Raw genomic sequence first — 11,569 nt, forward strand, 5'->3', positions numbered from 1 at the left:
GGATTTGCAGCGCAGCGAACACCCGGTGGTGCTGGCGGGCGACTACAACGTGGTGCCCACCGATCTCGATATTTACAACACGCGCTCCTGGCTCAAGGACGCCTTGCTGCAACCCGAAAGCCGTGAGTGTTATCGGCGATTGCTGGATCAGGGCTGGACCGATTCTCTGCGGCATCTGTACCCGGAGGACCGGCTCTATACCTTCTGGGATTATTTTCGACAGCACTGGCAGAAAAACTCCGGGCTGCGTATCGATCACCTGTTGCTCAATCCGGCCTTGAGTCCCTACCTGCAAGAGGCCGGCGTTGACGCCTGGGTGCGCAATGAGCCACACGCCAGCGACCACGCACCGACCTGGATCCGGCTGGGTTCGCGCAAGCGTCGTTGATTTTTATCGTCGAGGTGATTGGCTAAATCAATTGTCACCAGGACCGCTGTTTCCCTTATACATGGCGCCCATCGGCGGAGAAATCCGCGGCACTCTGCATAAGGATCGAGCAATGAGCGAGCCACGCCTGAGCAACCGAGCGCTGTATCTGCAACGCCTGGGTTTCGATGCACCACCGGCGCCCACCCTTACAACGCTGCGTCAGCTGCAGCTCCGCCACACGGGCGCTTTCCCGTTCGAAAACCTCAACACGCTGGCGGGCGAGCCCGTGAATATCGACCTGCCGTCCATCGAGCGCAAAGTCCTGCACGGCGAACGTGGCGGCTACTGTTACGAACTCAACGGTCTGTTTTTAGCCTTGTTGCAGGAACTGGGATTCGACGCCCGGGGCATTACCGGTCGAGTCGTGATGGGCCAACCCGAAGGCACGTGGGCTGCCCGCACTCACCGCTTGAGCCTGGTCATGCTGGAGGGCGTGCGCTACGTCACCGATGTCGGGTTCGGCGGCATGGTGCCCACCGCGCCGCTGATCCTCGACACCGACGCTGAACAGCTCACACCGCACGAGCCCTATCGCATCGAGCAGCATGCCGACGGTTACACCCTGCGCGCCAGGGTCGCCGGGGAGTGGCGGGCGATGTACCTCTTCGACCTGCAACGCCAGGAAGCCATCGACTACACCATCGGCAACTGGTACGTCTCGACGCATCCGGAGTCACCATTTGCCCGACAATTGATGGTGGCCCGCACCGGGGATGGATGGCGGCGTACGTTGAACAACGGCAGCTTTGCGATTCACCGGATCGACAGCGAGAGTGAACGGCGGCAGATGGCGGATGTGAATGAGCTGATTGAGGTCCTGGCGACAGAATTTGGAATTCAGGTGCCGGCGCAAGCATCGTTGAGGCCGGTACTCGAACAGTTGATCGCGGCAAATTAACTGTCACGCCATAGGCCGATTGAATCTGTCGGCCTGCGTTGTGTTGTCGGATTACTCAAGGCTCCATCACACGGTGGATCTCGCGTAGTACCTCGGACAGTTTTTTCTCCAGCCCCTTGAGTTCGGATGCCGTTATCCCTTCTTTGAAATGCCCTGCGTTAGCGATGGCGGCTCGCTGATCGGCGGTAGCCGCCTGATGTCCCTGGTTCAGCAATACCTGGCGAAGGGTGTTGTTGATCACCGTCTGATAACCATACCCCTCGGTTTCGGCCATGACGCGCGCGGCTTCGATGACCACGTCGTCGAGCATGATGGTAATTCGGGTTTTACCTTTGCTGGAGGCGACAGCCCCGCGTTTGGCAGTGCTGAAGTCGTATTCGTCTTTCACCGGTCAGTTCTCCCTGTAGCGACGGCGCTCGTTTTTGGTGGCGATGCGCGCGGAAATGATTCGAACGAAATTCGGGTCTCGGTAGGTGTACGCAACAACCAGCAAACGTGATTTGGCATCCAGCCCCATGATGATCCACCGCGGCTCATCATGATGGTTGTCCTGCAACGTGAGTGCTTGCTCGTCATAAAACACTGGTTCTGTTTCGGCGAGGCTGATGCCTTGATGCTTTAATTTGTTGGCTGCGTTCTTTGCCTTGTGATACTGAATTTCGAATGGCTTCATTATGCATACTTTATATGTATAAGCGAGGGGCGTCCGTGCCGGCGGTCGCTTGGAATGCAAAAGACTAGCGGGCGAGTGGGAACACAGCGGGGGGGATGTATTTCAAAAGTTTTTTGGGGGGAGGTCGCGCAGACACAGGGCAGCATGGACATATGTCCATAATCTGACCGGTCAGTTGTATACAACTCTATAGACATTTGTCCTGAGTCTTGCATACAGTGTGCGCATAACAAAAAACCAGGGAACCCCCCAACCATGAAAACGCCCCATGTTTCACACCAACGGCCTGAGGACGAAAACCTCGGGGTCGGCGCGAATATGGCTTACGGCCTGCAACATGTTCTGACCATGTACGGCGGCATCGTCGCGGTGCCATTGATCATCGGCCAGGCGGCCGGGCTCTCGCCGGCGGACATCGGTTTGTTGATTGCTGCTTCATTGTTTGCAGGGGGGCTGGCGACATTGCTGCAGACCCTTGGTCTGCCGTTTTTCGGTTGTCAGTTGCCGCTGGTTCAGGGCGTGTCTTTCTCGGGCGTCGCGACGATGGTGGCGATTGTCAGCAGTGGCGGGGAGGGCGGATTCCAGTCGATTCTCGGGGCGGTGATTGCCGCGTCGTTGATCGGGTTGCTGATCACGCCGGTGTTCTCGCGAATCACCAAGTTCTTCCCGCCGCTGGTTACGGGCATCGTGATCACCACCATCGGCCTGACGCTGATGCCCGTGGCTGCGCGCTGGGCCATGGGTGGCAACAGCCACGCGCCGGATTTCGGCAGCATGGCGAACATCGGTCTGGCGGCGGTGACATTGGTCCTGGTGCTGTTGCTGAGCAAGATCGGCAGCGCGACCATCTCCCGGTTATCGATCCTGTTGGCCATGGTCATCGGCACGGTGATCGCGGTATTTCTTGGCATGGCGGACTTCTCGTCTGTCACCCAAGGGCCGATGTTCGGCTTTCCGACGCCGTTCCACTTCGGCATGCCGACCTTCCACTTCGCCGCGATCCTGTCGATGTGCATCGTGGTCATGGTGACGCTGGTGGAAACCTCGGCCGATATCCTCGCGGTCGGTGAAATCATCGGCACCAAGGTTGATTCCAAACGCCTCGGTAACGGCCTTCGCGCCGACATGCTGTCGAGCATGATCGCGCCGATCTTCGGTTCCTTCACTCAAAGTGCTTTCGCCCAGAACGTCGGCCTGGTGGCGGTGACGGGCATCAAGAGTCGCTTTGTGGTGGCGACGGGCGGGATATTCCTGGTCATTCTCGGCCTGCTGCCGTTCATGGGACGGGTCATTGCCGCGGTGCCGACCTCGGTGCTTGGCGGCGCCGGGATCGTGCTGTTTGGCACTGTGGCGGCCAGCGGTATTCGTACGCTGTCCAAGGTCGACTACCGCAACAACGTCAACCTGATCATCGTCGCCACTTCAATCGGTTTCGGCATGATCCCGATTGCCGCGCCGAACTTCTACGACCACTTCCCAAGCTGGTTCGCGACGATTTTCCATTCGGGCATCAGCTCCTCGGCAATCATGGCCATCGTGCTTAACCTGACGTTCAATCACCTCACGGCCGGTAACTCGGATCAACAGTCGGTGTTCGCGGCGGGCACTGAGCGGGTGCTGCGCTATCAGGATCTGGCGGCGTTGCGCGAAGGGGATTACTTCAGCGAAGGCAAGCTGCATGACTGCGACGGCAAAGAAATCCCGGTGGTGGAGGTGGACCATGGGCATGGAGAATCGCGGGTGCAGGCGAAAAGCAGTGAGCATGTGTAACGTCATTTAACGCAGCAAAAGGCCGATCTACTCATCAAACAGATCGGCCTCTGTGCTTTTCCATCAGCCACAAAAAAGCCCCTGGACCTTTCGATTCAGGGGCTTTTTCAGTTTTGCTGTCTGGCTCCACGACCTGGACTCGAACCAGGGACCCAGTGATTAACAGTCACTTGCTCTACCAACTGAGCTATCGCGGAATGGCGTGTATGTTACTGATTCAAAAAGAGAAGTCAAGCGTCAGTTAACGATCGGGCGAATTCGTCGGGTTGGGCGATGGTTTATCGGTGGTTGGCGGTTACCAGAATCGTCTCAGAGGTCTACCATGGCCGCCCGGAAGTGGTTACACGCGCTGCCGGCCATTCGCCGAAAAGGTACGCGCCATGAATCACCCAATCCTCACACCACAACATAACGGGGTGTTCGCATGAGCATCGCCCAGATCAGCCTGCCCAAAGGCGTTGGCCCGCACGCCGAAAAGCTGCTTGATGCAATCACCCAGGCCGGCACCGCGGATGAATTGAACCGCGCGGGCGGCAAGGCTGAGGGTTTTGTCCTCGGTCTGGAAAGCGCCAAAGCGATCAAGAGCCAGGTCGCTGAATCGCTGTACGTCGCCTATGACGACGCCGCCAGCCAGCGTGCGAGCGAACTGGCCTAACCGCCGAACGTAACGGTGCCGAGCATCAGTTTGGCGTAGAGCATCGTGGCGCCCAGTTGCACCAGCCACAAGGCCAGGCCGCCGAGAAACACGCCCGCAGCCACTTGTAGCACCAGGCTGTTACCGCGCTTGGCCGTGGTGGTGCGGGGCGCGAAGTGGTCCAGTTCGTCCCTGTCAGCGCGTAGGTCATCGTTTTTCATGTGGGGTCTCTTGGTGGGCAAGGTGTACACAAAACCTGTGGCAGCGGCGGTGCGACGATTCGACTTGCTCGCGAATACGGTGCATCAGGCAACATTGAAGTCGGCTGACAGCCCTCTTCGCGAGCGAGCCCGCTGCCACATTAATCTGTGGGGAGTTTAGAGGGCTCGCTCCTCGCTTTGAGATTTATCTGCGACAAATAAAAAACGGGAAGCCCAAAGGCTTCCCGTTTTTGGTGCAGCGCGAGACTCAGATCACCGCAACGATGGCCTTGGTCACCGCGTCGATGTTGCTTTGGTTCAACGCCGCCACGCAGATACGGCCGGTGTCCAGTGCATAGATGCCGAACTCGGTACGCAGGCGGGTGACTTGCTCAACGGTCAGGCCGGAGTAGGAGAACATGCCGCGCTGACGACCGACGAAGCTGAAGTCACGTTGTGGCGCTTGTTTCGCCAACTGCTCGACCATCTGGTTGCGCATGCCGCGAATCCGCAGGCGCATTTCGGCCAGTTCCTCTTCCCACTGTGCGCGCAGTTGCGGGCTGTTCAGCACCGCGGCGACGATGGCAGCGCCGTGGGTCGGCGGGTTGGAGTAGTTGGTGCGGATTACGCGTTTGACTTGCGACAGGATGCGCGCGCTTTCTTCTTTCGATTCGCTGACGATCGACAGGGCGCCAACGCGCTCGCCGTACAGCGAGAAGGATTTGGAGAACGAGCTGGACACGAAGAAGGTCAGGCCCGACTCGGCGAACAGGCGTACGGCAGCGGCGTCTTCATCGATGCCATCGCCAAAGCCCTGGTAGGCCATGTCGAGGAACGGTACGTGACCTTTGGCTTTTACTACGTCCAGCACGTTTTTCCAGTCCGCCGGGCTCAGGTCGACGCCGGTCGGGTTATGGCAGCAGGCGTGCAGCACGACGATCGAGCCGGACGGCAGGGCGTTCAGGTCTTCGAGCAGGCCGGTGCGGTTAACGTCGTGGGTTGCGGCGTCGTAGTAGCGATAGTTCTGCACCGGGAAGCCGGCGGTTTCGAACAGCGCGCGGTGGTTTTCCCAGCTTGGGTCACTGATTGCCACAACGGCGTTCGGCAGCAGTTGCTTGAGGAAGTCGGCACCGATTTTCAGCGCGCCAGTTCCGCCAACGGCCTGGGTGGTGATGACGCGGCCGGCAGCGATCAGCGGCGAGTCATTGCCGAACAGCAGTTTTTGTACGGCCTGGTCGTAGGCGGCGATGCCGTCGATGGGCAGGTAGCCACGGGACGCGTGTTGCGCGACGCGAATCGTCTCGGCTTCGACAACGGCGCGCAGGAGTGGAATTCGCCCCTCCTCGTTGCAGTAAACACCGACCCCCAGGTTGACCTTGGTGGTGCGTGTATCGGCGTTGAATGCTTCGTTGAGGCCCAGGATTGGATCGCGTGGTGCCATTTCGACAGCGGAGAACAGGCTCATTTTTGCGGCGGCTCTGAATGGAGAGTGGAGGGACGTGTGGCGCTCCAGCCGAATGCACTAGAGCGGTGCACAAACGGGGAGCTAGTATAGAGGCCATCAGCGATTGATGGCGACAGACGATTCGGCTTTTAACGCAAGTTTTTTCGATTATTTTTCGACCGTTAGTCGACTGGCGTCGTCAAACGTTTCACGGGATGTAGGACGTTTGCCTTGAAAGCGCGGGCAATCGACTCCACATTGAGCACAATCCAGTTTTTTCCTCGGGCGACGTCAGTCGTTTGCGGTCTTTCTCGTTGCTGACCGGTTTGACCGGTCTGGGGCGAACCCAGAGGTATTGAATGTCTGAATTCCAGCTAGTCACCCGCTTCGAGCCCGCCGGCGACCAGCCGGAAGCCATTCGCCTGATGGTCGAGGGCATCGAAGCCGGGCTGGCGCACCAGACGTTGCTCGGTGTGACGGGCTCGGGCAAGACCTTCAGCATCGCCAACGTGATCGCCCAGGTGCAGCGTCCGACCTTGGTGCTGGCGCCCAACAAAACCCTGGCCGCGCAGTTGTATGGCGAGTTCAAGGCGTTCTTCCCGAACAACGCCGTCGAGTACTTCGTTTCCTATTACGACTACTACCAGCCTGAAGCCTACGTGCCGTCGTCGGACACCTTCATCGAGAAGGATGCCTCGATCAACGACCACATCGAGCAAATGCGGCTCTCGGCGACCAAAGCGCTGCTGGAGCGCAAAGACGCGATCATCGTCACCACGGTGTCCTGCATCTACGGTCTGGGTAGCCCGGAAACCTATTTGAAGATGGTCTTGCACGTGGATCGCGGCGACAAACTCGATCAGCGCGCGTTGTTGCGCCGCCTGGCGGACCTGCAATACACCCGTAACGACATGGATTTTGCCCGCGCGACCTTCCGGGTGCGCGGCGACGTGATCGACATTCACCCGGCGGAATCCGATTTCGAAGCGATCCGCATCGAGCTGTTCGATGACGAAGTGGAGAAGATTTCCGCCTTCGATCCGTTGACCGGCGAAGTCACCCGGCAGTTGCCGCGCTTCACCTTTTACCCGAAAAGCCACTACGTGACGCCACGGGAAACCCTGCTCGGCGCCATCGAAGGGATCAAGGTCGAGCTTCAGGAGCGCCTGGACTATCTGCGCACCAACAACAAATTGGTGGAGGCTCAGCGTCTCGAGCAGCGCACCCGTTTTGACCTGGAGATGATCCTCGAACTGGGCTATTGCAACGGCATCGAAAACTACTCGCGCTACCTCTCGGGCCGTGATTCCGGCCAGGCGCCGCCGACCTTGTTCGATTACCTGCCGGCCGACGCCTTGCTGGTGATCGACGAATCCCACGTCAGCGTGCCGCAGGTCGGCGCCATGTATAAGGGCGACCGTTCGCGTAAAGAGACGCTGGTGGAATACGGATTCCGCCTGCCGTCGGCGCTGGACAACCGGCCGATGCGTTTCGACGAGTTCGAACAAATCAGCCCGCAGACGATTTTCGTCTCGGCCACGCCCGGCAACTACGAGGCCGAACACGCCGGTCGCGTGGTCGAGCAACTGGTACGCCCGACCGGTCTGGTGGACCCGCAAATCGAAATTCGCCCAGCGCTGACCCAGGTCGACGACCTGCTTTCGGAAATCGGCAAGCGCGTGGCGCTGGAAGAGCGGGTGCTGGTCACCACGCTGACCAAGCGCATGTCCGAAGACTTGACCGACTACCTCGCCGATCACGGTGTGCGCGTACGGTACTTGCACTCGGACATCGACACGGTCGAGCGGGTCGAAATCATCCGCGATCTGCGTCTGGGGACGTTCGATGTGCTGGTGGGGATCAACCTGCTGCGTGAAGGCCTGGACATGCCGGAAGTGTCGCTGGTGGCGATTCTCGATGCGGACAAGGAAGGCTTCCTGCGTTCCGAGCGCTCGTTGATCCAGACCATCGGCCGTGCGGCGCGCAACCTCAATGGCCGGGCCATTCTGTATGCGGATCGCATTACCGGTTCCATGGAGCGGGCGATTGGTGAAACCGAGCGCCGTCGCGACAAACAGATTGCCTTCAACCTCGCCAACGGCATCACGCCCAAAGGTGTGTTCAAGGACGTCGCCGACATCATGGAAGGCGCTACCGTGCCGGGCTCGCGCAGCAAGAAGCGCAAAGGCATGGCCAAGGCGGCCGAGGAGAGCGCCAAGTACGAAGCCGAATTGCGTTCGCCGGGGGAAGTCGCCAAACGTATCAAGGCGCTGGAAGAGAAAATGTACCAACTCGCCCGCGACCTGGAGTTCGAGGCGGCGGCGCAACTGCGCGATGAGATTTCCAAATTGCGCGAGCGGTTGATTGCCGTCTGAGATTTGCAGTGCCTGAACTGGCCCCTTCGCGAGCAAGCCCGCTCCCACAGGAGACCGAGTTATCCAGACCGATGCAGTTCACTGTGGGAGCGGGCTTGCTCGCGAAGGCGCCCTGAAGAACAGCGCAATGACTTGCTAATGCGCCTCGCCAGCCTTGATTCCCGCCGGCAACGCCTTGGTCAGCAACACCGCAATCATGCTGATTCCCAGCGCAATCCCGACAAAGTGAAACGCATCGTTGTAGGCCATGATCGACGCCTGCTGATGCACGATTTCACTCATCTTGCCCAGCGCAGCGGTATCGCTGCCGAACCGGTCCGTCATCGACGCCATGCGCTCGGCCACCTGCGGATTACTCGGCACAATCGACTCGCGCAAATAATCAAAGTAAGTCTTGGTTCGCGCATCCAGCAGCGTGGCGAGGAGGGCGATGCCAATCGCGCCACCGAGGTTGCGCAGGATGTTGAACAGGCTCGACGCCGAGCCCGCGTCCTGCGGCAGGATGTACGCCGTGGCGATCAACGAAATGGTGACCATGATCAGCGGTTGGCCGAGCGCGCGGATGATCTGGATCTGATTGAACTGCGGCCCGGCGAAATCCGGGTTCAGCACACCGGATGAAAAACTCGCCAAGCCGAACAATCCGAAACCGAGGGTGCACAGCCACTTCGGCGAGACGAATTTCATCAGTTTCGGCACCAGCGGAATCAGGAACAGCTGCGGCACCCCCATCCACATGATCACTTCGCCAATCTGCAGCGCGTTGTAGTTCTGGATCTGCGCCAGGTACAGCGGCAACAGGTAGATCGAGCCATACAACCCGACGCCCATTCCGAGGCTGGAAATACTCGATAAACCAAAGTTGCGGTTGCCGAGAATGCGCAGGTTGATCAGCGGATTGGGTTTGGAAAATTGCACGATCACAAAGGTGATCAGGCTGAACAGCGCGATGCTGCCCAGGGTCACGATCAGGTTCGACTCCAGCCAGTCCTTGCGATGGCCTTCCTCAAGAAACACCTGCAAACAACCGAGCCCGATGCCCAGCGCCAGGATCCCGGTGTAGTCGGTGCTTTTCAGCAGTTCCCAGTGCGCCTCTTTCTTCTCCAGCCCGTACATCAGGCCGGCGATCATGATCAGGCCCGGCGGGATGTTGATGTAGAAGATGTATTGCCAGCCCCAGTTCTCGGTCAGCCAGCCGCCGATGGTCGGGCCGATGGAGGGCGCGAAGGTGGCGGTCATGGCGAACATGGCCATGCCTTTGGCGCGGTGGTGATCGGGGAGTTTGATCAGCGTCAGGGTGAACGCCAGCGGGATCAGCGCGCCGCCGGTGAAGCCCTGCATGGCCCGAAAGACGATCATGCTTTCCAGGCTCCAGGCCATGGAACAGAGCAGTGACGAGACGAGAAACCCCAGCGAAACCCACACCGCCAGCCGTCGCGCTGACAGCAACTGCACCAGCCACGCCGTCAGCGGGATCATGATGATTTCCGCGACCAGGTACGAAGTGGAGATCCACGAGCCTTCTTCCAGGGTTGCCGACAGTGCGCCCTGAATATCCTTGAGCGACGAGTTGGTGATCTGGATGTCGAGCACCGCCATGAAGGCGCCGAGCATCACACTCATCACCGCAATCCAGTCCCGCCGGGTCGGCTCGCCGACGGGGCGGATCAGTTGATCACCGGCCATCGTCAGGGGCGTCTTTGATGTTCACTTTGGCGGTGACCGACATCCCCGGTCGGATCTTGCCATGCAGAGGATTGTCGGCGGCGAAGGTCAGTTTCACCGGAATCCGTTGCACGACTTTGGTGAAGTTGCCCGTGGCATTGTCCGGCGGCAACAGGCTGAACTGCGCGCCCGAGGCGGCGAATAGACTGTCGACCCGCGCTTCGATCGGCGTGTCGCTGTAGGCGTCAAACGTCAGCTCGGCTTTCTGGCCGGGCTGCATGTGGCCGATCTGGGTTTCCTTGAAGTTGGCCTGAATCCAGATGTCCTGGTCCGGCACGATCGACAGCAAATAAGCGCCGGCCTGCACGTATTGGCCGTTGCGCGCGGCACGCTGGCCAATCAGGCCGCTGATCGGCGCGTGGATTTCGCTGCGGGTCAGGTTCAGTTCGGCTTGGGCCAGATCGGTTTTGGCGTTGGCGATCATCGCGTCGAGGCGCTTGATTTCGGCGCTGAGGGAGTTGATTTGCTGACGCTGACTTTGTGCGTCGGCCTGAGCCTTGGTCACTTGCGAGCGGGCGATGTGGTTGTCGGCGGAGAGGGTAGTCACGCGCTCTTCGGACACATAGCCGGGTTTGCGCAACGTCTCGGCCCGGGACAGATCGATCTGCGAGCGACTGAGGCTCGCTTGGCTGGACGCGACTTGCGCATCGCTCGCCGCGATCAGGCTGCTTTGTTGCGTCAGCTTGCTTTGTGCTTGCAGGCGCTCGGCCTCACGAGTGGCGAGGGCGGCGTTGGCGCGGTCGACGGCAAGGTGGAAGTCATCGCCTTCAAGTTTGATCAGCAACTGGCCTTTTTCGACGTGCTGGTTGTCTTGCACCAGAACCTGGTCGATGCGCGCGCCCAATTGGCTGGAGACGCGGGTGATCTCGCCCTGGACGTAGGCGTTGTCGGTGCTTTCATAAAAGCGTCCCTTGAAAAACCATTGGGCGAAAAAGCCCCCGGCGATCAGCAGGACCAGCAGCAGGAAAATAAACAGGCGACGCTTGAGTTGGGAAGGCATGGGGCAGACTGTAGTCGAGAATTGTAAGGAAAGTTATCAGCAGGAGAATCTGGCATACAGCCGATAAACGGTAAATGCCATCGGCTGATATTCAGCCATTCAGCAAGCCTCTGGCGCGATGTAGACGCAACCTTGGCTTAAATGCCCTGCTGACTGGAGCCTGGCGGGTATCGCCTGTTACCATTCGCCCCCTGTTTGATCTTCGCTTTTTATTCTTTGTTGAGACATGCCATGACCACCGTCCGCACTCGCATCGCGCCATCGCCTACCGGGGACCCCCACGTAGGTACCGCTTACATCGCTTTGTTCAACTACTGCTTTGCCAAGCAGCATGGCGGTGAGTTCATCCTGCGGATCGAAGAGGGCGCGCGCGGCAAGCTCGAATTCACCCCCAACGACGACGTCAAATTCACCTTCATT

The 11,569-nt window shown here is 59.4% G+C and carries 12 protein-coding genes and 1 tRNA gene; 6 read left to right on the forward strand and 7 right to left on the reverse strand.

What is annotated here, in order from left to right; all coding sequences use genetic code 11:
• Together ACQKP4_RS26965 and ACQKP4_RS26970 are read left to right on the forward strand one after the other, a co-directional pair.
• A partial coding sequence (locus ACQKP4_RS26965; RefSeq protein ID WP_427637017.1) for an exodeoxyribonuclease III occupies nucleotides 1-388 on the forward strand: 388 nt, incomplete at its 5' end.
• Between the two features lie 112 nt (nucleotides 389-500).
• Nucleotides 501-1,328 carry an arylamine N-acetyltransferase family protein gene (locus tag ACQKP4_RS26970; protein ID WP_427637018.1) on the forward strand — a complete coding sequence of 276 codons (828 nt, stop codon included), beginning with the start codon at nucleotides 501-503 and terminating at the stop codon, nucleotides 1,326-1,328.
• Between the two features lie 55 nt (nucleotides 1,329-1,383).
• Here the strand turns inward: ACQKP4_RS26970 and ACQKP4_RS26975 are convergent, their stop codons facing one another.
• Nucleotides 1,384-1,716 carry a BrnA antitoxin family protein gene (locus tag ACQKP4_RS26975; RefSeq protein ID WP_427637020.1) on the reverse strand — a complete coding sequence of 111 codons (333 nt, stop codon included), beginning with the start codon at nucleotides 1,714-1,716 and terminating at the stop codon, nucleotides 1,384-1,386.
• A 3-nt stretch (nucleotides 1,717-1,719) separates the two neighbouring features.
• On the reverse strand, nucleotides 1,720-2,001 hold the full coding sequence (locus ACQKP4_RS26980) for a BrnT family toxin (RefSeq protein WP_427637021.1): 282 nt from the start codon (nucleotides 1,999-2,001) through the stop codon (nucleotides 1,720-1,722).
• Between the two features lie 255 nt (nucleotides 2,002-2,256).
• Here ACQKP4_RS26980 and ACQKP4_RS26985 point away from each other — a divergent pair, with 255 nt between their 5' ends.
• Complete coding sequence (locus ACQKP4_RS26985; RefSeq protein ID WP_427637023.1) at nucleotides 2,257-3,771, forward strand: nucleobase:cation symporter-2 family protein; 1,515 nt, start codon at nucleotides 2,257-2,259, stop codon at nucleotides 3,769-3,771.
• Between the two features lie 121 nt (nucleotides 3,772-3,892).
• Here ACQKP4_RS26985 and ACQKP4_RS26990 read toward each other — a convergent pair.
• Nucleotides 3,893-3,968: transfer RNA gene (locus ACQKP4_RS26990), tRNA-Asn, on the reverse strand.
• Nucleotides 3,969-4,195: 227 nt separating this feature from the next.
• Between ACQKP4_RS26990 and ACQKP4_RS26995 the strand changes: the two genes are divergently transcribed.
• The gene (locus ACQKP4_RS26995; RefSeq protein ID WP_427637024.1) at nucleotides 4,196-4,426 is read left to right on the forward strand and encodes a hypothetical protein; all 231 of its coding nucleotides are present in this window, start codon (nucleotides 4,196-4,198) and stop codon (nucleotides 4,424-4,426) included.
• Here the strand turns inward: ACQKP4_RS26995 and ACQKP4_RS27000 are convergent.
• Together ACQKP4_RS27000 and ACQKP4_RS27005 are read right to left on the reverse strand one after the other, a co-directional pair.
• Nucleotides 4,423-4,626 carry a hypothetical protein gene (locus tag ACQKP4_RS27000; protein ID WP_427637026.1) on the reverse strand — a complete coding sequence of 68 codons (204 nt, stop codon included), beginning with the start codon at nucleotides 4,624-4,626 and terminating at the stop codon, nucleotides 4,423-4,425. The two genes, ACQKP4_RS26995 and ACQKP4_RS27000, sit on opposite strands and share 4 nt — an antisense overlap.
• Before the next feature lie 247 nt (nucleotides 4,627-4,873).
• Nucleotides 4,874-6,070 (reverse strand): amino acid aminotransferase, encoded by a 1,197-nt coding sequence (locus tag ACQKP4_RS27005; RefSeq protein ID WP_427637027.1) that lies wholly within the window; start codon nucleotides 6,068-6,070, stop codon nucleotides 4,874-4,876.
• A 338-nt stretch (nucleotides 6,071-6,408) separates the two neighbouring features.
• Between ACQKP4_RS27005 and uvrB the strand changes: the two genes are divergently transcribed.
• Entirely contained in the window at nucleotides 6,409-8,424 is a 2,016-nt protein-coding gene (uvrB, locus tag ACQKP4_RS27010; RefSeq protein ID WP_427637028.1) for an excinuclease ABC subunit UvrB, read from the forward strand.
• 135 nt (nucleotides 8,425-8,559) lie between these two features.
• Here the strand turns inward: uvrB and ACQKP4_RS27015 are convergent, their stop codons facing one another.
• Nucleotides 8,560-10,050 carry an MDR family MFS transporter gene (locus ACQKP4_RS27015; RefSeq protein WP_427637033.1) on the reverse strand — a complete coding sequence of 497 codons (1,491 nt, stop codon included), beginning with the start codon at nucleotides 10,048-10,050 and terminating at the stop codon, nucleotides 8,560-8,562.
• A 49-nt stretch (nucleotides 10,051-10,099) separates the two neighbouring features.
• Nucleotides 10,100-11,149 carry an HlyD family secretion protein gene (locus tag ACQKP4_RS27020; protein ID WP_427637029.1) on the reverse strand — a complete coding sequence of 350 codons (1,050 nt, stop codon included), beginning with the start codon at nucleotides 11,147-11,149 and terminating at the stop codon, nucleotides 10,100-10,102.
• A gap of 231 nt (nucleotides 11,150-11,380) precedes the next feature.
• Between ACQKP4_RS27020 and ACQKP4_RS27025 the strand changes: the two genes are divergently transcribed.
• A partial coding sequence (locus ACQKP4_RS27025; RefSeq protein ID WP_427637031.1) for a glutamate--tRNA ligase family protein occupies nucleotides 11,381-11,569 on the forward strand: 189 nt, incomplete at its 3' end.

Origin of the sequence: Pseudomonas sp. NPDC086278, from assembly GCF_050280905.1 — a bacterium.
Classification (GTDB): domain Bacteria; phylum Pseudomonadota; class Gammaproteobacteria; order Pseudomonadales; family Pseudomonadaceae; genus Aquipseudomonas.